Origin of the sequence: Streptomyces cinereoruber, assembly GCF_009299385.1 — a bacterium.
GTDB lineage: Bacteria > Actinomycetota > Actinomycetes > Streptomycetales > Streptomycetaceae > Streptomyces > Streptomyces bikiniensis.
Genome location: NZ_CP023693.1, coordinates 179,493 through 201,403, shown reverse-complemented (window position 1 = coordinate 201,403; position 21,911 = coordinate 179,493). Strand labels below are relative to the sequence as shown.

The following is a 21,911-nucleotide window of genomic DNA, read 5'->3' as shown; positions in this document are numbered from 1 at the left end:
TGCCGCGTGTAAGAGCGCTATGGCAGGCCAGAGTTTGTTCTTCCTGGTCCGTGTGAGGTGAGGTGTAGGCGGTGCAGGTCTTCGTGAAGCCAGGCGTAGGCATAGCCGATCGCGGGAGCGTCGTCGAAGATTTCGGGTTCGCTGATGACCGGTGTACTCGGGCGCGCCCATGGGGACCTTGCCGGCTCGTTTCCGGGTGAGAGAGGCGGGGCTGGAGCGTAGAGGTCATCCTCTGACGGCACGAGGTGGACGCTGACCGAGCTGCCCGTCGAGGGGCGGAGGGAAAGTCGCATGAGGGGCGGTTCATAGGAGTCACTGTCCTGGGGCGGGGCTACGTACAGGTCGGCGACCAATGTGGCGGGGCAGGCGCTGGCCAGGCCGAGAACCTGCTTGAGGTGGGGGAACCAGGTGTCGACGAGCGCGGTGTAGATCTCCATGGCGGCGGAGAGGACCTGCTCGGTACGCAGCCTGAGCTGTGAGGGACTGTATGTGTCCCAGACCCAGTGCACGTGGGGACCGTCTTCCTGGTCGGGCGCAGCGTAGGGGTAGTGAAGCATGCCGCTGTCGTCAGCCCATCGACCACCGCCGAGTTGCTCGTCAATCCGAAGCAACTCCACCTGCCGTCCGCTGAATTGGTGACCGTAGCTTGACCGGACAGGCAGCCTTCCCGCGGAGTAGAGACTTTGACGCAAGGCCTGATGTGCTTCGTCTGCCTGCAATGGTGCATAGCGCCGGCTTGCACGTCTCAGCAGGCCTGTGCTTGCCAGCCACAACCGCTCTTTCGTGTAGGCGTCGCAGTCGGCCAGGTCAAAATCTCTGCGCTCACACAGCATGTGCAGGCGCGAGGCAACTGTGCCCAGGGTTTCCTGCCAGGGCCAGGCGGCGTAATCTGCCGCAACTGGCCGGGCCGACGCTGCCAGGGGGCGCATTCCATGCGGCTCCGCCCGGCGATGGGAGACGGGGATAGCGAGTTCCGGAGTGTGGTCGGCGTGTCTCCGCAGGATGTGCAGTCCCAGTTTGTTGCCCTTCAGCCGGGCATCGACCGTGACGGGGCCAGACCATCTTGTGTAGAAGAAGATCAGGTCGCCTGCCGGGCCGAGCCCTTGCTGCCAGGCCTCAAGGGTCGCCTGCAGGCGCTGGCTGACCAGGCTGGTAGCCATATCCGGCCACGGACCTTCGCTCTCAGGTACAGCGCGGGGGACGGCCTCGTGGACGACCCATGCCGCGATGCCCGGCTGGGCGCGCAGCAGAGGTTCGATCACCGTTCGTGCCGCCTCCCAGCCTGCCGAGGCGACTGCCATGGCCAACCCGTAGCGCCAGCGGTCCAGCAGTTCCACGTTCTGCGTCACGTCGGCCGGTACTCCGCCGGCCAGCAGAGCCTGACCAGTGAAGTACTGCTCGAGCACGGGCAGAGCGAACGCCAGGTGTCGCTCGCCGACACGTACCACTAGCCGGGTACCCAGCAGCGCGTGCACGTCGCCAGGACTGCCCACATCAGCGGCTGCTGCCAGACCACCAGTGCTTGCACACTCCGTGGCCAGCTTCTGAAGCAACCGTTCGGCGCGTTCCTCCTTGGCCTCCTCCGCATCGCGCACGGCCCGGGTCACCAGCGCCTGCAGGAAGGCCATCGGGCTGTGTGGCAGAGGACTCCGATCGCGCTGCAGCCCGGCTGCAATGATGGCGAACAACGGACGGCGCAGCACATGGCGCACCATGCTCGGCTGACTGCCCACGGCAGATCCGTTCCCGCCGAGCCGGTCGATCAGCAGGGCCGTCTCATCCTCACCCAAATCCGGCATGATCCGGCGAACAGAGTCGTTCAGCTCCAGGCCAGGGCGGACCGTGAACAGGATGTGCCAACGCTGCCCGGCCGTCGAAGCGGTCCAGCTGAGACCCTGATCCAACAGTTCCTTGCCGCGGATCGGGCCGGGCTCATCCAGTCCGTCCACCACTAGAGCAATCCCACGTGCTGCAGGATCACCGAAGGGACGTGCTGCCCGGATGGCTGCGTCGACCACACCACCCTGAATGTGCTTAGCGTGGAGGTGAACAGGAATGGGGGCCCGCGCATCTGTGCGGGCTGCGGTGATGTCCTGCTGGTGCTTCCGCTCCGCTGCCAGCGACTTACCCGCCCCAAAGCTACCCTCCAGGACCACTACACGGCCTTCGGGCGAGGTGACCATCGCAGAGGGAAGGGATCCCAGATGCGCAGTATCGGCGAACGTACACGCCACATCGAGCGGAACACCGACCGCATGCCAGCGCTGCACCATGCGGGCCCGGCCCGCGGCAGCCAGGTCATCCAGCGTTCTCGGCCCCCCGTATCCCGGAACCATGAGCACCGTGTTGTAGTGCCCATTCAGGATGAAGCCGGCATCCCCGCCCACCGCGACGGCCCCGTCCCCCGACGCCGACACCCCACGTGATTCAGCTGAACCTTCCTGGGAGCCACGGGACCACCTGTTCTCCCGCCCGATGCCGAAACAGCTCCGCCAGGACTTCACGTGCTGATCCCGTCCCCCATGCTCACCCCACCGATCGAGCTCCGGCTGTCTCTCACGTGTTGTTGTCGCCTGTCACAGCCTCACCGATCGAATCACCCGCCGCGACCGACTTCGATCCTGACGCCTCCACCGCTCCACCCAGCGCTGAACCACCCAGCGCTGAACCACCCGGCGCGACGGCCGGGGCCGGCCCCGATACCTGATTACCATCGCCCGTTACGGCCCTGCCGATGCTACGACCGGCCGCAACCGCCCCCGGGCCCGACGCCGTAGTGTGATTCTGCTGCTGACCGGACTGAAGCAAGAGCGCCCGCACGGTCAGGACGACCATGATGATCGCGGCGGTATCAGCGACGAAGCCCGCCACCGTCCCTGCCGTCCCGAGATCATTCAGCCACAGCAGCAGCGTCAAGCCCACAACGATCAGACCAGCAGTCGTCGCCACCGTCCACAACACACCCCTGCGCCAACCCGTCAGCATCACCACTCCTGCTCATCTCTACTTCCAGACAACCTAGTTGCGAATCCTGGATTCGTCCGCATCATGTGTCGGCAGGAGGCTCACGACGTTCCACGCCCAGCGCGCCACGGAACCAGAAGTCCAGACTGGCAGCACCAGGCACCGTGTGCGTGAACGAAAGCCACAGCTGGGCCCCGCCGCAGTGCAAGCCATAAACCTCGGCATCAAAGGCGTCACGCGCGACCAACGCCACCACACCGACCGCGTCCCCGGCACCTGCGTCGTTCATCGCCGTGGTCCTGGAGTGCGACTGCAGGGCATCGACAAGTGACGGACTGCAGATGCCGGAGCCATCGAACTCCCCGAACCCGGCATGCAGCATCAGCCGTACCTGCGGCAGCAGGTAGCCCTCCTTGCGTGAGGCTCGCTGCCAGTCTGTCGCCATCAGCTGATCCAGCTCGCGCAGCAGGAGCGCGCCGAGCACGCGTACATCCTCGGCGCCCGTGAACAACAGCAGAGTGTCGCCGTTGTCGAGCTCCTGGCCGTAGGCGGCCACCCCCTCGGCACCTACCTGGCGCAGGGCGTGTTCGACATAAGCGCGCACCAGGCGTGGGCCGGGATGCAATGAGATGCCCTGGCCCACCCAGTTCACGATGCCCGCAAGTACGGGAACGAATACCTTCTCCCTGTTCGCTACCGAAGGTTGATCCACCACTGCCACCTCGCCCACCCTAGGTACCGAGTCCTTGGTGTTGCTGAAGATCATGTAGCAGTTGATGACATTCACATCGCCAGCTATGACGACGTTCCCGTCGCCGGTCACGGCTGTCGCGATACTGCCGGCGGCCGCGACGGACCTTTCACCGGCAGCCGTTGTTGAGGAGCGTTTCTGCGGGCCGAGAGACGACTTCGCCACGGGACCTCTGTTTCCGCTTCCATCTCCATGCCCAGCGACCGGGACGAAGCCTCATCGGGTCAAGACGTGATCAGCATAGGTCCAGCCTCGGACATCACCCGGGGCGTCGTAGAGGTACCGCCGAAGGGCGATCCAGAGGGTGAAGCCGCTACTGGTGTACGTCGGCCGCACCCCATGAAGCGTCTGCTCGCAGCCGTCGAGCGGGACGCCAACTTGACCTGGGGAGCGCCCCTCGTACAAGACGGTTGCGAGTATTGAGACCAGCGAGGCTGCCTTGCGTTCTCGGGTGCCTACCAGCTGCCTCCTGCAATGGCGGCGGTAGTCCCTTGGACGTGCCTATACGCCTTAAGGTCGACGGGGGAGCGAGGGAGTCTGGTCCCGGACCAGAGAGCCCTGGATCGTTCTCCCGTTCCCACGCATGGCGACTTCCCCTCTGGCGGTGACCCTCCGTCCGTCTCGACGCGCGCGGAGCGCGTAGTCATGCTCGTCATGGTTGACCGCCATGGTGTAGTCGTTCTCCCCGACACGGAGCACGATGAAGCAGGGGTTCTGCCCTCGAGCTGCATTGCGGTCATCTACACCGATGGCGACGATCTCGCCGGTGAGTTCTTGTTCCTGCGGCTGGCGGGTGATGGCGGAGGGAGACCGCAGAGCAGCCCTCTCCGGCTCCGGCAGATCATCCTCGATGCCGTGCGGCATGGTCGGCTGCTGGGTACGTCTGTGCAACGTACGTACGGCGGAGGCGTCGAAGGATAGGGGACTGTTTCGCATGTTCTCCATGGTGGGAGGATTCGCAGCCCACTGGAACGACAGTTCAAGCGACAGGTCTCCGGCTCGGGCAAGCGGACGCAGGGACTTTGCAACGGCGGTCTCGAACGGAGGCATGCCCTCACGTTCATCGGCGCCGGTACGGACCCAGCGATGGACACGGTCGAGCGCGGCGGCGAGGTTCATCATGACCTGCCGTCCGAATGGCGGCCGGGTTCCCTGCCATGGCCCGGTACGAGACATCACCGGGAAGACGAAGCTGCCCTGCCGGGTGTGGCCGAGCCGCACCCCGTCGCGCAGATAGGCCGCCACGCCGGCACTACGGCGGCTGCCCCATCCGGTCCTTTCGGGATTGTCCGTGTAGAGAGCCGCCAGCCTCAGCATTTCCGAGCCCACAGCGAGGACGCTCGCAGCCTCGGCAAGCGGCACGGACTCACCAGGCCCGGCAGGATTTATGCGGAACAACAGAGTGTCCCAGTCCACGGAACTGATTCGCTGCAGAAGCTGTGATGCGTCATCACCGAAGTAGTCGGCCAGTCCCGCGAGCAGCTCGGCCAGCCTACGGTCGTAGTCACGCATCCCTTCGTTCAGCGGCAGCAGGTAGGCCCCATCCTCCGATTCACCGGCTCCCGCCTGGGGGGAAAGCCAGTACTCCGCTAGTCCCTCACGTTCGTCGGCCAGCACCCAGCCAGCCTCATGAAGGAAGTCCGAGAGCATCGCGACGGAGACAGACGGAACCAGGGGCCGGAAGGCCCCAGAGTCCAGCTTTTCCAGTTTCACCGCCCACCTCCGTTGCCCAGGCGCTTGATCAGGTCTCTGACGTACTCCGGAGTGAACTCGTTCTCCCGCGGGAGAATCACTCTGCCGAACTTCCTCCCAGGCTCAAGCGCAGGCCAGTCCTCCGGGTCGGACCACAGCATGAAACCATCCAGGGCCCAGAAGGTCCCGTCGTTCCTGACCTGCGGAACCTCTACTCCTTCTGGGAGGATCATCGCTACCAGCCGCACCGGGACATAGCCCGGGGCTCGTAGCTTCAGGTACTGGTCGGCCGGCAGGTTCATCGAGTAGTCGCCATTGGCGAGCGGCCTTGCCGTATGGACGCTGCTTGTGCACTTCAGCTGGACATCGAACCGGGGGCCGCGCCGAGAGTGTGGACCCGAACCCAGCACTGTCGTGTCGAGACAGTCGTAGTCGAGCTGCGGATCCTGCAGCTGACAGCCTGCACTGTTGGCCACAAGCCCCAGGACGTGATAGCTCGCGCGTTCCTTGTGCGCGCTCGCGGGGATACCCGCTCGGCGAAACCCCGCCTCGTCCACCCGCCGATCACGCTCCCGCCCCAAGGGCCACCACCCGCACCGCTCGACCCTCGCCACACTCTATGCCTCACTCACCGTCCCCGAGTACGAAAGACCGCCGCGAACGCTGCGGGCGGATCCTAGCCCTGCAACGCCAGGCCGGGCAGCAAACTATGGACGCCCCGGGCAGGGGGCGATCTACGTCCGCGATGCCAGGTCCGCTAATCGATTGACGCTTCTCACGCAGCCCACCCTCTGAAGCCCATCAGTCTCAGCCAAGACCACAGCGCCGCTGGCCGTACCCTGCTGCGATTCAGTTACCGCAACCTCGAGCCCCGACCGGGCAAACACCTGCTCAACCTGTACGCCAGCTGAACGAGTCAGTCAGTGGCACCCTCCCGGCCAGCGCGGCCAGAGTCTGCCACCGGGCACCCGCACTTCCGAGAGCTGTCAGCCTCACGCAGGCGCAGGCGCGAGGTAGGGGCCAGGCAGGCGATCTCGAGCTCCCCCTGGCCGCCGACGTACAGTGCTCCCGACCGGGTGACAGATCCTGCATCGGCTCAGGCACCGTGCTGCCTCTACGGTCGCATGTCAGTCGCGCTGCTCGCTGCGGTACTCGCGCTCGGTATCCCAGACCACGACGTGAACGTCCCGGGGTTCGGCGGTGGTCAGAGCCCAGTGCGCCTCACGCCCGCGGACCGGACGAAGCACCCGAGCGGTGACGCTCACCCTGGTGCGGTCGATGACACCATGGGCAGCGTGGTCGAAGGCCTCGATCGTCACGCTCGCCTCCGGTGGAGCTCCCAGATCATGGTTGACGGTCCACTCGGCAACTTTCATCGGAGCGGCCCACTGAACGAGAGCTGACTGTCCGGGACGCAGGATGTGCATCCGGTGCAAATAGTCCTCTCCGAAGCCGGAGCCTGCAGCACTTCGCGGAGGGACAGACAGCCGCTCACCGGGCAGCAGGTGAGAATCACCTTCGATGAACTCGCCGTCTCCCATGATCCGGACACGAGCTGTCGAGGCACCCTCGTTCGTGAGAACACTACGGACGACGAACCACATTAGGTGTTCCGCACTCTCGGGGAAGATCAGCTCTTCCCGGCCCAGCTGCTCGGCACCATGCACGACGCCCGAGGAAAACAGACGATCTCCACGGGACGCGTGCCGGCTGATGAGCGGAGGCCACTGGGGCTCCTCGGACAGCACCGTGATCCTTGGCGCGAACGTGTCAGCACGTGTCCGAGCCGTTTCAGTGACGGCAGCCCGAGCAGCATCCGCAGCTTCCACAGCAGCGGCACTCGCCCTTTGACTGCTCCGGTTCTGCTCCCGTAGCAAGCGCAACTGGCGCAGTCCGAAAGCGACCATGACCAGGGCAGCGATGCCTGCCATAAGTGACGCGTAGGCGGCTATGTCTTCAGAACTCACATTGGAACGATGGCACACCTGGGCCTGTGAGGCTGTAGAGGGTTGATGCCGACCTGTCCCGCTGCGTGCCAGGGAACGGTACCTCCTGCACCCCGTTGAAGACTCAGCCGCAACGGCTTCGCTTCGGCTTGGCATCCGGCGCTTGGTGTTCTTGCAGTGAGCGAGGCCCCTATGCTTCGCCGGCCGAGGCGGCGATACAGCTCGCGAGCACCCGACGGCCAAGGCCTGGAATGTCGTTCAAGGCAGGATCCAGAGCCGTGACATCGTCCTGGAAAGTACTGAGGCGCCGTGGCGAAATGCAGACGTTCAGGAGAAGGCCGGTGAAGTCCTTCCAGGCCCGTTCCGTGGGGCAGCGGCTGATGTCCTCGGCCCGTCGCAGGTACTCATCTGTGCGCCGGTTCGCCGCCCGAACTGCCTCAACGTGCCGTACAGCCGGATCTTCGACCCCTGCTCTTCGCGCCAGCGCCAGCGCGGGGGAGGCTTCCACGAGTAGGGCCAGCGCATCGCGGATCCCGCAGAGCTGCGCGTACTCGACCTCTTCCACCCTTTGGATCCGGTCCTGAAGCGAGGGCCAGCGAGCACGGCGGGACCACGGGTTCGCGCCGTGACCTTCAGCCCCTCGCAGAGAGCTGCTCAGTTGGGCGAAGACCTGGTCCCCGTACTCGTCAGTTAGCTCGGGCAGCGACTGGTTCACTGCCTCCACAACGGCGTCGGCGCCGAAGACCTCGAAGCCGAGCACCGTTGCCACGGCGATGGTCGCGAGGCCATCGGCGTCGGCGAGGCTGTCGGGCACCGTCATACCCGGCGGTCGCCCCTTTTGTTTCGCCTGGCGGTACAGCTTGGGGAAGTACCGGTGAGCCGCCTCCAGAGCGGCATCCATGGCCTTGTCGGGGCAGCCGCCTGCGGATCTGGCGGCCATCTCGATGGCGGCAAAGGGATGGGAGCGATCCCGCGCCATGTACCAGGCCAGAGCGCGTCGAACCGCACGTTCGGGTAGCGGTACCGTCGCGGCCGCGAGGACTTGATCGAGCCGAGCGCCCGTGGTGAACACCTCGAGTACGGCCTGCTCCAGGGGCCGTTTCTTCGCGGTGGCCAGCGCCAGGGCTTGAGCAACAGCGAAAGTCTCCGGTAGGAGCCCCGAGCTCGACCCAGCCCCACGCCCCAGGCCTTCCCGCTTCTTCCAGGGCAGCGCACCGAACTCGCGCCATCGACGAATCTTCGCCCAGCTCACTGACAGCCCGTGCGCCGCAAGCTGCTCACACAATCGCTGCTCGGCTTCGCTGGGCTCTTTCCACACCACGAGGCGAGTCTAGTTAGAACCCCGCGATTCACACAGGGCCTCACTCTGGGACGGGTTGGCCTACTGAGCCATACGCCTGTCGCGCATCGTGCGCACGGCAGCCAGCTCAGAGGAGAGACGAAATGACGAGACGTTTTCGCAAAGGACCCCGACGCCTGCTTCGGGCCGCAGGGTTCGCCATGATTCGAGGCGCTGCGTACGCAGCCGGCAGCGCCGCGGTGACTGGGGGCATCTGGTGGTTTCAGTTGCGGTAGTTCACGCCCCCTGTGCAACCAGTTGGGGAAGCGTGGTCAGGCGCGGTGTCGGCTGTTGGAACGGGTGGTGATCGAGATGCTGCGGCGGCCTGGGCGGGGTGCGGCTCTGAACAGCCGGCGAACTCGACCACGACGCCGTAGCCCTCGTCGGACTGGCCCGCAACGAAGGGCAGCGGAGCCTCGCCGGGTCGATGTGCGGACAGAGATCACAAGGTGCCAGACTCCGTCAGCGAGGCCCCGGCGAGGAGGTGCCGGATGGCGATGACCTGCGACTGGATCAGCTGGCGGCAGCGGCCTGGTAGAGACCCCGGCCGGCGCGGGCGGCCCGCGAGGTGGCCACGAGGCGGTTGAGCGTGCTGCGGACGGAGTTCACGGCGCCCGTCGAGGAATCATGGCCGAGTGCCTGGGCGACGTCCCGCGCGCGCATCGCAGTCTCCGGTGAACGGGCGAGAATGCCGATCACCTGCTCGGTGAAGCCGGCAGGGTCCTTCGCGGCAGGAGCGGCGTTCCGCGACGCGGTCGCGACGCGAGGCTTCTTCGCAGGGGAACCGTTCCTTCCGCCCGTTGGCCTTGGCCGGCGTCGTCTTACGCTCGCCGGCCGCGCGTGTGGTGGCGGCCTTGCGGGGCGCGGGAACCGGACCCGCTTCCTGTATAGGCGCCGCCTCGACCGCCGTCTCGTCCTTTGCCACAGCCGGTTCAGGCGCGGCCTGCACCGCCCGAGGGGCAGGGGTCTCGGCCAGGGCCAGCAAGGCCGTCAGTGCCTTACGGACCGACAGGATGCGCTCCGAGACCGCGGCCAGCTCCTTCTCGAGTTCCTGCTGAAGCTGCTCCAGGCGAGGAAGCTCTTCCTGGAGTGCCGCGGTCGTGGCGTCGATGCTTTGGACGGGCGTAAGGGAAGCAGACACGAACAACTCCTCGGAAGTGGGGGACCGGAGGCATAGAAACCGGCCATCTGATGTGCAAGGTAAGGTGACTTGGGCACACACGAGTGGTATGTGCGATATCCCCCCGCGTGGCCGAGACACACTGACTGGCCCTGGGCGGAATGCCGGCCCTCTCGGCAGGCACGGTCCCACCCGGGACACAGGGCCGCGCAGAACGGCTGCTCAGTGCGGCAGCGTCACGCCATCCCGTCCGCGGGAGCCTGACAAACGTCGCCCAAACCGGCGGCAACACGCGCCGAGTATGGCTCTTTCGAAGCCGGAGCGCGACGACGCCCCTCCCGCGGCCTTCGGTGGCAGCCAGGGTGCCTTTTGCGCCGATCCTCGTGATCGGCCTTCCTCCCGGCAGCCTGCACGGCATGATCGCGCGGGAAATCGAGGGCGGGGCACCGGGCGGTGCCGGGGGAGGGGAGTGGACGGGTGAGTGTGGACAGGTTCCGATTCAATCCGCCGCCGAACTGGCCCCTGGTCCAGGGCTGGGTCCCTCCGGCGGGCTGGCAACCCGACCCGTCCTGGCCGCCGCCCCCTCCCGGCTGGCAGCTGTGGCTGCCCGACCCACCCCAAGACGCGCAGCCGGCGGCCGCTGTGCCTCAGCAGTACACGCCGGCGCCCGGCGTTCCCGCCGGGCGCAAGAAAGGCTTGTTCGGCCGTTGGCGGCGTGACGAGGCGAGCGAGCTGGAGGAACTCAGGCAGTGGATCGCGCATACCCAAGGCGCCGACGCTGCCCAGGTCGCCGGCCTCATGCAGCGGACACGCCAGGAGGCAGCCGCGCTACATGCGCAGGCACAGGCCGAGGCCGAATCCGTCGTGGCACAGGCTCGCCAGACTGCCAAGGACATCAAGGCCGACGCCAAGCAGGCTGCGAAGGAAACCGAGCGGATCCGCAAGGAGGCCGAGCAATACCGCGGAGAGATCTACCAGGCTGAGAGCCGTCTGACCGAGCTGCGCGCGCAGATCGTCACCACCGACGAGACCGTCCTGCTGCAGCAGGCCGGCATCTACGCCTACCACCACCAGCTCCACGACGCCGTCGCCTACCGCAGCCGCCTGGACTCCCTCAAGGCCGAGATCAAGAACCTCGCCCACAACAACCAGGCGGTTCTCGCCGCCACGGACTGGACCGTCAACGGCTCCGCACGCGAGGGCCGCAAGATGATCCGAGACTTCTCCAAACTGATGCTCCGCGCCTACAACGCCGAAGCCGACTACGCCGTCCGCACCATGCGTCCCCACCGCCTCACCTCACTCGTCGACCGCCTCTACAAGAGCCGGGAGACCATCGCCCGACTCGGCGCCACCATGCACATCCGCATCTCCGACGCCTATCACGACGCCCGGGTACGCGAACTGCAGCTGACCGCCGACTTCCTGCAGAAGAAGGACGAGGAGAAGGAAGCTCAGCGCGAGGCGAGAGCCCGTGAGCGCGAGGAGGCGGCCGCCCAGCGTGAGCTCGACCGCGAACGGGAGAAGCTGAAGAAGGAACTCAACCACTACGAAGTCGCCCTCGAGCGCCTGCGAGCCCAGGGCGACCACGAAGCCTTGCGCGACATGGAAGCCAAACTCGCCGAGATCCAGCAGGCGCTCCAGGACGTCGACGCACGCGCGGCGAACGTCCGCACCGGCTACGTCTACGTCGTCTCCAACATCGGGGCCTTCGGCGACAGCATCGTCAAGATCGGCATGACCCGACGCCTCGAACCTCTCGACCGCGTCTACGAGCTCAGCGGCGCCGCGGTCCCCTTCCGTTTCGACGTCCACGCACTCATCTTCAGCAAGGACGCCGTCGGACTCGAAACCCGCCTTCACCAGGAGTTCGCCGACCGCCGCGTCAACCGCGTCAACAACAGGAAGGAATTCTTCTACGTCACCCCCACCGAGGTACGCACCGCTCTGGAACGCTTCGCGGGCGAGCACCTGGTGGAGTTCACCGAGACCCCTCAAGCCCTCGAATGGCGTGCCAGCAAGACAGGCTGACCCCGACGGGACGCTTCATGGCCGAGGCACACCCGAGATCACTGAAGTGATCGCAGCCGCCCCATGGCAGCCACGTGGCATCTGACTTCCCAGACACCCCCCGGAGGCGCATGCCTCAGTGCGTGCCCTCGCCAGATCCTGGCAGGTGTTGCCGTCCGGGGCCTGGCCGAACACAGGACGGTCGTTGCGCGAGCTGGCGCAGCGCCACGGTGGTTGGCCGAGGAGCTCGGCGCCGGTGTGACGCTGCTCGCACCCTGATCGCCCCGCCGGTGGGTGCAGAGCGTGCCGAGGGCAACCCGTAGGTGCTCGGCTTCTGCTCGGGCGCTTGTTGCGACGGGTCGATCCGTATGGGGAGCACGATGAGCCCGTTGCCGTCGCGGTGCTGCTCGTGCTGCGTAGTGCGCAAGCGCTTCGTGATCTCGTGGGCCGCGTCCATCAAGGCGCTGGTCTCGCTTGTGCGTAGCTGCACGTTGGCGAACAGCCGAAGCGGCAGCGGCGCGCTTCTCGGCCACGGCTCGGCAGCATCCCCATAACCAGACCAGCGCCCGGCCAGGACTTCCAAGCCGTCGTCCACGCCTCCCCGAACCGCTCATTGGACGAAGTGGGTGCCCAGGGCGACTCGCGCCGCAGAACAGCATGGACGACGGCGGAAGCGGTGGCTCCGCCCCGTCTCAGGAAGGATCCTGCTGTCCGTCGTTCGCGCGGGGGACGTCTTGCTCACGCGGAGACGTTCGGTTGTTCGCCTGGTGCCAGGCGGTGTAGAGGACTCCCGCGGCCGTGCTGACGGCGATGATCTGCTCGGAGGGAAGGCCCAGGGCGATCAAAGCCACTGCCGCTCCGACGATGAGGCCGAGGGCGCAGAGGTTCACGTAGGTATGACGCATCAGTTTCCTTGGCTGTACTGGTGTTTAGGTGACATACGCAGCGTGCCGGGTGAGGCGGGCGAACTGGAGCCTTGATCCTTTGATCACGCGAATCAAATGCCATACTGAGGAGAACAAAGTGGGGGAGTGAGTGGGAAGCGAAGGCAGGCGGGGGCGCCCGTGGGCACCGATCGAAGATCTGAGCCCTCAAATGCGCAGCATCGTCGTTCTCCTGCGCGAGGAGATCGACGCGAGCGGCATCGGACTGCGCGGACTGTCGCGGAAGATTCGGGCCGAGTACCCCGACGGTCCGCTGTCCTACGGCCATCAGACGCTGTCGAAGCGCCTGCGAGGCGTAGGGCTGCAAAACGAGCCCCACCTGATTCACGCTGTCATCGACATCTGCGTGGAAGAAGGCCGTCGAGCACAGATGACGGCACTGGTCACCGAGCTCCTGGCAGGTGCCCGTGGCGCCGCCGCGATCAGCGCCTCCGCCCCCGCCAAGCAGCCGGTGATAGTAGACCGGCAGCTTCTGGAGGCCCTGGCCGAGCTCAACATACTGCGCAAGAAGGTGGAACGGCTGCGGAACAGAGCCGAGCGAGCCGAGAAGAAACTTGCCGCAGCCCATGAGCTGCTTGCCGCGCAGGCTCGCCCGGCACCTCCGCCCCCGCATGCCTCTTCGTCATCCCGCACCAACGGGAAGCTGGACTCCCGTCCCTCTCGCCCTGCACATCAGATTCCTGTGGCCACACCCACCGTCCCGGCTGCAGCAACGACGCCCACCACCGCCGGCTTGCCACAGCACAACGACAGCCCGGACCTGGAAAAGGTCACCGCCTTCCTCAGCCGGCTACCCGACTTCCAGCAACGCACCGCCTCCTCGGTGAGAGCGGCCTTTGACAGCGTGCTGGACGGCGAGCGGACCGGCCGCTACGACATTGCCTCGCTGGGAAGGACCGAGAAGGCCTACCTGGGCGACAGGGTGGCGCACCATCTGTGGGGAGGATGGGGGCTGACCGGGCACGGTGCGGACCGTGGCATGCGTCAGGTGCCGCTGTGTTTCACCTGGACCCCCACCTGGGTGCTGGGACCGGAGAAGGTGGGGCGTGTATGCCTTTTCATGCGCGTCGACGAGAACGAGTCCCGCTGGAGCCTGGGCGTCCTGGACGTCGCACCCGAGCACCTCAACAACCGCACATCCAACCGAGACGGGAAAGCGGCCTTGTCGGCCGCGGGCAAAGCCGCGATCCAATGGCTCGTGAAGGACGCCGCCCTGCCGGAGAACACCCTCCTCCACCTCGACCCGGAAACCTTGTCCCAGGTCCTGGCCCCTGCAGACGATGCGTCCGCGAGGCATCCCCAGCGCCGCATCAACAACCTCTTCCGGGTTGTGCAGGGCCGGCTGATCGACCGTGGCGCTGTCAGCGCCGTGGCGATGACCCAGGACTCCGCGAAACGAGTACGCCAGGCCAGAAGGGACCTGCTGGCCGAAGGGATTCTCCTCCTCGGGCCGTACGACAACCAGCGACGGGTCGCGGCAGCGCTGGGGCTTCCTCAGCCGGGGCCGGGACAATGGATAAGCGTCAGGGTCACCCGCCGGCGTCCCGACGAGGCCGAAGCCCCGGTCGCCGAGATCAACGGCGAGCAGTGGAGAGTCGCGGCCCCTAACGATCCTGACGAAGCCGTACCGGTGGTTCTCTAGCGGCTCGGCCCGCCCCTAGACGCTGTTCGAGGGGGTATGCCGCCGCGAGGCCAATGGAGCGAAACCAGTGCCTGGCCACCGCTGTCGGCGACGGTGACCGTTCACCCGAGGGTGGCTTTCGCAATGGACTCGCTGGTGTCTTGCAGTCGTTCCGGGCCGCCCTGAATCAGGCTGCCCGATGCCGTGACGAGGCGGGGGCCGATGACGGCCTGCTGCTTGTTCGGCGGGTGTTGTCGGCTGCGACGAGCGTGTGACCTCGGGCTGGGTATGCCGCTTTTCAATGATCAAGTACAGGTTGGCTCGTTTTCAGGCGCGTTGACGCCATCGGCAGTCATGCTTGTTCGATCCGTACGGGGCAGGGGAGTGGGGGGCGCTTGCGGGATCAACCTGATCTGTTCTCTGTGCAGCAGGAGGACAGCGCCGATGGTCTGCAGCACATATCGCCGTTCATCGCGCCGGTGGCTGCCACGGCCGGCGCGGTGACCAACGACCCGGTGGCGCTGCGCATTGCCGAGGCGATCCGTGACGTGTTCGGTGACTCCGGCTCCGAGAACGGTCTCAGCCGCGCGGAGATCGCCCAGGCCTGCGTGTCGGTGGCCTCCGTCGAAGAGTTCGATGCACGCTTCCACGTCTTCACCAAGCTCCAGTTGCTGGAGCCGCTACGCCAGAAGGCTCATGACCAGCGGTACGTCTTCAACCCGACCAGCGGCGCGGCGCTCTTGGTCTACGAGCGGCTGGGGGAGGCCGGTGGGGTCCACGAGATCACGATGCTTCTGGACCGGACTCGTGAAGGCATCCTGAACGGTTCCCTGACCGAGGCGGACCTCGCCGCGAAGATCGCCAAAGTCCGGCGCAGCCTGGCCAACTACACCAACCACCTGCTGAGGCTCGTACGGACCAGGCCCATCGAGGAACTATTCGGCCAACGTCACCATCACGCCCATGCCGCCTCGATCCAAGAGGCGAAGCACGTCGTCCGCGCCATCGCCGAGCGCTACCCCGCTCTGCGTCCGGCCGACACTCGCCTGATCCAGGAGGCACTGCGCTATACGGCGGCCGTTCAGGAGTTCCATGACCGCCTCATGCGTCAGGCCACCACCCGTCGTGACTTCAGCATGCTGCTGCCCGAGCAGTATCTGACCGCTGCCCGGCGGGCTCCTGTCGACGCGCTGGCAAGCGTGTTCGCCGCGACCGTCTTCGACCCGCCTCGTGTGGACATCACCGTCGGCCAAGTCCTCACCGCCGCCGCCGACCACCAGCCCCCGCCACCGCGGCAGCGACTGCCACGGCCTCCCGCCAGGCCGCCGGGTCCGGACCCGGTCGAGACCGCGCGGGCCAGGGCCGCCCGCGCACGGGAGCGACGCGAAGCCGCAGTGACCCTGCTCATGGGAGGCCGGGCCGAAGCCGACCTCACCGAGGAACTGCGCGCCCTGCCCTGGCGGACAGCGGTTCGACACGTTGTCGACCTGCTGCGCGTCGCGGCCGACCCGGACCTGCCGTTCATGCTTCACATCTCCCGCCAGGTCATGGTGGATCCCTCCGGCCCTGTCACCTACGCCTCACCCATGGCCGTTTACCGGCTCCCCGACGGCCCCCAAGACATGCACGACCACGATGACGACAGTGAGAGCACACCGGCAGATCCCTCATGAATGACCACCCCTACCTGTTGGCACGTGCCCGGGCCCTGCGTACTTTCCCGGTCCCCACCGACTGCGCAGAACTCGCCCAACTGCGCGGCGCCGTCGACGATGTGGAACGCCGCCTGGCCGACGTCGTCACCGCCGGCGAAGCCCGTGAACTGATGCTTGCCTTCGCTTCCGACGTCGAACCGGCCAACGGCTGCCTGGACGACAGCGATGTGCGCCGTCCTGCGACGGCTTTCCGTCTGGTCACCCTCGCTGCCTGTATCCGCCATTGCTGGCCCGACCCCAGTCAGCCCTTGTATCCGGGGCATACCGCCAGACAGGACGACATCATCGCCACCCTGGTCCCGTTCAACGACACTCTCGCTCCCCGGGAGGGAATCGCCGCACTGGGCCGCACGTCGCATTTCTTCATCGCCGTGCGTTTCCTGCGGGCCTGCGGCTACCTTGCCCCGGACAAGGGCGACGGCACGATCCGCCTCGGCCCCATGGCCGCGCTGTGGTCCGAGCGTGACGTTGCCGAACTCCGCAGCGGCTACGACGTCCTGCCCGGCCCGGGAAAGGAGTGACACGGTGGACATACCGGCACTGGACGCACTGCCCCACAATCGGCGGGCGGACGTACGCGCTGCGGTCTGCGCTGTAGAGACCGCCATGCTGCCGGTCCGCCCCGCCCACTACCGCGCGCTCGCGGAAACTCCGCTGAGGGTTGTCGTGGAACAGGTTCTGGCCGCATCCGGACGTACCCTGCTCGCCGTCGCCGGCGGCTATCTCTCCGGCTACGACGACGACATCAGGCAACGCCTGGTACACGAAGGCATCGGCATCCTGCCGCGCGACGACCGCGCGGTCCTCACCCTGGTCCTGCTGCACAGCGTCGCCATTCCCCAGGCATCGGGCACCACGGTGCCCGACCAGCCCTGGACCCGCGGCACCCCTGTTCCTGTGCACGAACTCAAAGGCTGCCAGGTGCCCGACGGAGTCATCACCAGCGCTCTGCAGCGCCTGGTCGACGCCGACCTGGTCCGCCCCACGAAGACCGGCTACGTCCTGGGCCACCAGTTCCTGCGTCTGACGAAGCCCGCGGGCAGCCAGCTGTTCGAGGAACTCATCCTGCTGGCCGACCCCACCGGCCCCCTCGCCGAATCGATCCGACGCCGCCGTGCCTTCCGCCCGGCACCGCCAGCCACCGTCACCGACCGTGAGACACAGGACACGCCATGACCGCCCCGCCTGCCTCCGACCTGCCACGGGGCATCGTCGGTGACCGCCAGCTCGTCGCCGTACAGACCTTCGACATTGCCAGGCTCACCTCGCATGCCGTCCCGATCGTCCCCGAGACGTTCATCGCGGTCTCCGGCCTCGGACCCAAGGAGGACTCCAACGGCTCAGGGAAGACCAGCTTCCTCATCGCCGTCTCCCTGCTGCTGGCCGACCCGCAATGGCGCCTGGACACCAACGGCGGGCGACCCGCCAGCGGCATCCTGTTCCATCCCGACGCCGCTGGAGTCGACCAGACCCACCGGGCATCCCCGGTCGACCACGGGTACATCGTCGGCGTTTTCGCCCACCCCGCCCACCCCAGCACCGACCCCTTGACCGTCTGGATCCGCATCGCCACCACCGCGCCCTACCTGCAGGCCAACTGGACCGAAGGCATGCACCTCGCCGATGCCACCACCGACCACGAACGAAGCATGCAGGCCGACGACCTGTGGCGTGCCCTGGGCACACGCCGACTGCTCTCCGCCCGCGCCATGTCCGACACGCTCTACGGCACCGCCCCCCGCTGCCTCACCTACCTCGACACCGCACTGCGCCCGCCAGCACCCTCGCTGCTCAGCCAGCAGCTGACAGAGATGGAACCCCACGCCATCGGCCGGTCCCTGATCGCCCTGTCAGGCATGAGCCATCTGCTGGACGAGGAATACAGATTGCGCGGCCAGGCACTGGAAGACCAGATCAACCTTGACAAAGCCCAAGGGGAACACGACAAACAGCTGCTCGTCGAAGAGCAGGTGATGGGAGCAGTACGCGCCCGTCAAGCCTCCCGTGACAGCCTTGAAGACGGCCGTACGGCATGGCAGCGCTACCTCGCAGCGTCCTACCGTGAGGCCTACGCCCTCGACGAGAGCATTGCCGCGGACATTCGAGCAGCACAGGAAGCTGCCGAGGCCGCCGAGGCCGCCGAACGGAAAGCCGCCGACCGCGTCAGCACGCTCAGATCCGCGACCGACCTCGCCGATAAGGAACGCCAGGCCAAACAGAACTGGTCGGACGCTCAGCAGATCAGCCGCGAACTCACACAGAAGCTGACCGAGTTCAAGACCCGATGCGCAGTTCTGCTCGAAGAGCGTTCCACCCTGCTGCCCCAGATCCACGACTGGGACGGAAGCGACACGACCACCACCGCCGACCGCCTACAACTGAGCCAGCGCAAGCACGTCAAGACGGAACAGGCATATGAGGCTGCCGAGGCCGCCGTCACCCGCGCTGAGGAGTACCTGCACGACGTCGAGCAAGGCCGCTGCGGGACGGCCGGCCGCGCCATCGACCTGCTGAGCGAGCACGGCATCCCCGCCCACGGTCTGCTCGACCAGCTCGACCTGGATGAGACCGCCCGGCCTTTCTGGGAACCACGCCTCGCCCCCTGGAACGATGCCGTCGTGATCCAGCCCCACCACGAGGACCGGGCTCGAGCACTCCTGCACACCATCCTGCCCGGAACCCAGATCGTCATCTGCGACCCCCAGCGGGGACCGCTGCCCGAGGGAATCCGCAGCAGCCTGAACCTGACGCGTTTCCTGACGGTTCTTCAGGAGCGCTTCGCCCCCACCGCCGACGGTGCCGACGTCCACGACCGGGCACTGGCCCTGACCGTCACAGGCGGCTTCACCGCCCCGCTGGCCGGACGCGAAACCCGGCTGCAGCAGGCACGCAGACAACTCGCCGAAGCCAAGACGCGAGCGACAGAGGCCGCCAACGCACTTATGGCCACCTCTGCTGGTGTCACCCTGGCCCAAACGCAGCACACAGCTGCCCAAGCCGCCGAGAAGCTCGCCCAACTGAAGGCAGAGGAAAACCGACTCCAGACAGACGTCGACAAGGTCGACGCCCGACTCGTCAAAGCCAAGCGAACCGAGGAACAACTCCAGGAAGTCTGGGAGCACGCCTGGGGCGAACAGCATGGCCACGAGCAGGGCCTCGCCACCGCCAAGCTCGAACTGGACGTCGCCAAAAAGGAACTCAGAGACCGCCGCAGCACACTCACCGCCCTTGAACGCCAGCGCACCAAGGCAGCCGCACCGCAATGGCAGAACCTGTGGGGCGCAACACTCGATGCGGCGATCCGCCAACTCGCCGACATTCCCGACCAGGCCCAAGCCGCTCGGCCCGCCGCACTGCGCCGGCAGGCAGAGTACGCGCTGCGCCGCGCGTACGAGCATTACGGTGTAGACGGCGCCCCCGGCGCGGACGTGGGCGAAGACCTGCGCGAAGGCGAGAGGACCACACGGTCTCTGGCCGAGGCCGATCCCGGGGAACTGCCGGTGCGCTCCTTCGCCGACGCGGCCTTCCCGCTGGAGAACCGCCTGGCGGGCCATCGAGATCAGGACGAGGTGGCTGCGGCACGCATCACCCGCGACCGTCAGACCCGTGGACAGGCGATCGACGAACTCACCGAAGGCGCCGCCACGCGCAACAACACACTGGAGACCCTCCAGGACATGATCGAGAACCACCTCGAGAGCCTCCTCACCCAGATCGGCGCAGCCTTCAACGACCTCGACCTGAGCAGCGAAGGCTACGGAGCCAAGCTCGAACACCACAGCGTCCGCCCACAAGGAGCCAGCGACTGGCACTGGCAAGTCACCCCACGCTGGAAGCGCTCCCGCAACGGCGGATACGTCTCCTACCGGGAGAACGCCAACAGCGCCCAGGTCAAGGTGCACGCCATCCAGCTCGTCCTCGCAGCCCTCCTCGCCGACAACCAGAGCCGTGGACGCGTGCTGATCCTCGACGAACTCGGCAACAGCCTCGGCGAGACCAACCGGAAAGACGTGCTTGCAGCCCTGCGCGACGTCGCCCGAGACCAGCACCTGACCATCCTCGGCACCTGCCAGGACAGCGTCCTGGCCGACGCCGCAGACGTCTGCGGCGAGCTGCTCTGGTTTACCCACGCATCAGCCACCGACATCACGAACCAGCCCACCAGCGTCTGGGCCTTCGACAGCAACGGCGAACGCACCCAACTCACCGAAGACTGGATTACCGCAGGACGCGCCCATGCCTGACCCCGCCCCCCGCCCTGCACTCCTCATCGGCGAAGCACACGGCCGTGAAACCGTACCGCTGCGAGATCTGCCCGCAGGTATCACCGCGGTCACCCTGCCCCGCGTCGTCAAGGACGGCGACGACACCATCCAGGTACGCGTCCCCAAGGACCGCAAGCAACGCGTCAAGCCCCGCCAGGTCGACCTCGTCGCCGACCACCCGGTCAGCCCGTACGACCCGCCCCCCGCCCTGACACCCCGGCAGCTGGCCAAAGTCCTGGAGACGAGAAGCACCAAGCGCTGGTCCACCATCGAGGCCGACCTCGGAGACAACGCCTGGCAAACCACCGTCGATCTCATCCGCTGCGGCGCCGTCATCCTGCGCTGCGACGTCGTCAACGTCACCGGCTACAGCCCCCGCTCCTGGACCCTGACCCACTCATGGGCCGAGCTCGCCGAGGACAAACTCGCCGAACTCAAAGGCCGGTCCCGCCCAGAAGACCTCCATCGCGACCTGCTCCAGCTGATGTCAGGCATCCCACAACTCGCCAACGAACACACCCTGCTGGCCAACACGCCACCCGGCCGCGTCCTGAAGGTCCCCGCGGAGACGGCCACCCGAGCCGAGGACTGGCGCGTCTACGAACTCGCTGTCCGGGCCGCCAGCACCTGGTGGCCAGCCCAGAGCCAACCCCGCAGGATCACCGCAAAGGAACTTGCCGGCCGCAGCCTCCGCGACACCAAGAGCACATGGACCCCCGCACGGCAGCAGGCCTTCTCCAACCTCATCGGCGTCCCCTTTGACCAGGCCGTCGACAAAGCCGACACCGACCTGCGCATCCGTGGCCCTCTCCAGTGGCGCGTCGGCACCGTCATCGCCGACACAGCAGCCTGCGACCCCTGGCTCGCGCTCCCCGCCCGCGGCGTCCAGGCCCTCGGCATGATCTCCTGCAACGCCCGAGGCGTCTTCATCGTCGAGAACGAGGACACCTTCGAACAGATCTGCAAGATCCCCGAGATCACCGACACCTGGCTGTGCGTCTGGGGCAAGGGCTACGCGACTAACGGCCTCATCGAACTCCTGCGCACCCTCGACTGGCTCCCTCTCGTGGCATGGGGCGACCTCGACGCCCACGGCATCCGCATCATCAGCAACCTTGCCGACCGCGTCGGAAGGCCGGTCACCCCTGTCGCCATGACCGTCGACCTCTACCAGGCCGGCGTCAAATACATCCAGCCCCCGGAGAAGCTCGCCGGGAACCGCGAGCTGGCAAGCCAGCTCGCCCAAGAAGCCGTGCCGGCTCTGCGAGACCTGGCCGGAGAGATCGCCCGTGCTGGAGGTGAAGGCTGCGAGCAGGAGACCCTTTACGACGAAGTCCTGCCTGCGCTTCCAAGTCTGTTGGAAGCTGTGCTCCTGTCTGCCCCGGGTGGCACGGCACGGAACCAAGCGCGAGGAACGCAGCACGGATCCGGGGCAAGTGAGGCATGAGGGCATCCGCAACTATCCCAGCCCATCCGTGAACCATCGCGCACAGCTTCACACGCAGAACCAGGAGCGACAGCTCGGTCACCGGCACTCAGAACGT

16 protein-coding genes are annotated in these 21,911 nt (G+C 66.7%); 7 read left to right on the top strand and 9 right to left on the bottom strand.

Going from position 1 to position 21,911, the window contains the following annotated elements; genetic code table 11:
* Positions 1–17: 17 nt before the first annotated feature.
* From CP977_RS00965 to CP977_RS00930, 8 genes are all read right to left on the bottom strand, one after another.
* Positions 18–2,387 carry an NACHT domain-containing protein gene (locus CP977_RS00965; RefSeq protein ID WP_152369431.1) on the bottom strand — a complete coding sequence of 790 codons (2,370 nt, stop codon included), beginning with the start codon at positions 2,385–2,387 and terminating at the stop codon, positions 18–20.
* Positions 2,388–2,556: 169 nt separating this feature from the next.
* The gene (locus tag CP977_RS00960; protein ID WP_152369430.1) at positions 2,557–2,991 is read right to left on the bottom strand and encodes a hypothetical protein; all 435 of its coding nucleotides are present in this window, start codon (positions 2,989–2,991) and stop codon (positions 2,557–2,559) included.
* A 55-nt stretch (positions 2,992–3,046) separates the two neighbouring features.
* Complete coding sequence (locus CP977_RS00955; protein ID WP_152369429.1) at positions 3,047–3,787, bottom strand: hypothetical protein; 741 nt, start codon at positions 3,785–3,787, stop codon at positions 3,047–3,049.
* A 438-nt stretch (positions 3,788–4,225) separates the two neighbouring features.
* Entirely contained in the window at positions 4,226–5,428 is a 1,203-nt protein-coding gene (locus tag CP977_RS00950; RefSeq protein ID WP_152369428.1) for a hypothetical protein, read from the bottom strand.
* Entirely contained in the window at positions 5,425–5,964 is a 540-nt protein-coding gene (locus tag CP977_RS00945) for a DUF4365 domain-containing protein (RefSeq protein ID WP_167309075.1), read from the bottom strand. Before CP977_RS00945 ends, CP977_RS00950 begins: the two co-directional genes overlap by 4 nt.
* 570 nt (positions 5,965–6,534) lie before the next feature.
* Positions 6,535–7,155, bottom strand: coding sequence for a hypothetical protein (locus CP977_RS00940; RefSeq protein WP_152369426.1), 621 nt, complete (start codon positions 7,153–7,155; stop codon positions 6,535–6,537).
* Between the two features lie 388 nt (positions 7,156–7,543).
* Positions 7,544–8,674 (bottom strand): hypothetical protein, encoded by a 1,131-nt coding sequence (locus CP977_RS00935; RefSeq protein ID WP_152369425.1) that lies wholly within the window; start codon positions 8,672–8,674, stop codon positions 7,544–7,546.
* Between the two features lie 643 nt (positions 8,675–9,317).
* Positions 9,318–9,833 carry a hypothetical protein gene (locus CP977_RS00930; protein WP_236072288.1) on the bottom strand — a complete coding sequence of 172 codons (516 nt, stop codon included), beginning with the start codon at positions 9,831–9,833 and terminating at the stop codon, positions 9,318–9,320.
* A gap of 456 nt (positions 9,834–10,289) precedes the next feature.
* Between CP977_RS00930 and CP977_RS00925 the strand changes: the two genes are divergently transcribed.
* Positions 10,290–11,843: an SNIPE associated domain-containing protein gene (locus CP977_RS00925; RefSeq protein WP_244412626.1), complete on the top strand. Its 1,554-nt coding sequence runs from the start codon at positions 10,290–10,292 to the stop codon at positions 11,841–11,843.
* Positions 11,844–12,514: 671 nt separating this feature from the next.
* Here CP977_RS00925 and CP977_RS00920 read toward each other — a convergent pair.
* Positions 12,515–12,727, bottom strand: a complete 213-nt coding sequence (locus tag CP977_RS00920; RefSeq protein ID WP_152369424.1) for a hypothetical protein — start codon at positions 12,725–12,727, stop codon at positions 12,515–12,517.
* Between the two features lie 190 nt (positions 12,728–12,917).
* On the opposite strand from CP977_RS00920, the gene CP977_RS00915 reads away from it, so the two are divergent.
* The 6 genes from CP977_RS00915 to CP977_RS00890 all read left to right on the top strand — a co-directional run bounded on the left by CP977_RS00915 (position 12,918) and on the right by CP977_RS00890 (position 21,814).
* The gene (locus tag CP977_RS00915) at positions 12,918–14,408 is read left to right on the top strand and encodes a NaeI family type II restriction endonuclease (protein WP_152369423.1); all 1,491 of its coding nucleotides are present in this window, start codon (positions 12,918–12,920) and stop codon (positions 14,406–14,408) included.
* Between the two features lie 401 nt (positions 14,409–14,809).
* Positions 14,810–16,060: a hypothetical protein gene (locus tag CP977_RS00910; protein ID WP_244412625.1), complete on the top strand. Its 1,251-nt coding sequence runs from the start codon at positions 14,810–14,812 to the stop codon at positions 16,058–16,060.
* Positions 16,057–16,623, top strand: a complete 567-nt coding sequence (locus CP977_RS00905) for a hypothetical protein (RefSeq protein WP_152369421.1) — start codon at positions 16,057–16,059, stop codon at positions 16,621–16,623. Before CP977_RS00910 ends, CP977_RS00905 begins: the two co-directional genes overlap by 4 nt.
* A 4-nt stretch (positions 16,624–16,627) precedes the next feature.
* The gene (locus tag CP977_RS00900; RefSeq protein WP_152369420.1) at positions 16,628–17,278 is read left to right on the top strand and encodes a hypothetical protein; all 651 of its coding nucleotides are present in this window, start codon (positions 16,628–16,630) and stop codon (positions 17,276–17,278) included.
* A complete protein-coding gene (locus tag CP977_RS00895; protein ID WP_152369419.1) occupies positions 17,275–20,346 on the top strand; it encodes a coiled-coil domain-containing protein in 3,072 nt (1,023 codons plus the stop codon). Before CP977_RS00900 ends, CP977_RS00895 begins: the two co-directional genes overlap by 4 nt.
* A complete protein-coding gene (locus CP977_RS00890) occupies positions 20,339–21,814 on the top strand; it encodes a Wadjet anti-phage system protein JetD domain-containing protein (RefSeq protein ID WP_152369418.1) in 1,476 nt (491 codons plus the stop codon). The genes CP977_RS00895 and CP977_RS00890 overlap by 8 nt, the downstream gene beginning before the upstream one ends.
* Positions 21,815–21,911: the final 97 nt, after the last annotated feature.

What these genes read in the sequence shown, in the direction of transcription:
- CP977_RS00915 (WP_152369423.1), top strand. Translation starts at nt 12,918, where the DNA reads ATGCGCAGCATCGTCGTTCTCCTGCGCGAGGAGATCGACGCGAGCGGC.
- CP977_RS00895 (WP_152369419.1), top strand. Translation starts at nt 17,275, where the DNA reads ATGACCGCCCCGCCTGCCTCCGACCTGCCACGGGGCATCGTCGGTGAC.
- CP977_RS00905 (WP_152369421.1), top strand. Translation starts at nt 16,057, where the DNA reads ATGAATGACCACCCCTACCTGTTGGCACGTGCCCGGGCCCTGCGTACT.
- CP977_RS00890 (WP_152369418.1), top strand. Translation starts at nt 20,339, where the DNA reads ATGCCTGACCCCGCCCCCCGCCCTGCACTCCTCATCGGCGAAGCACAC.
- CP977_RS00920 (WP_152369424.1), bottom strand. Translation starts at nt 12,727, where the DNA reads ATGCGTCATACCTACGTGAACCTCTGCGCCCTCGGCCTCATCGTCGGA.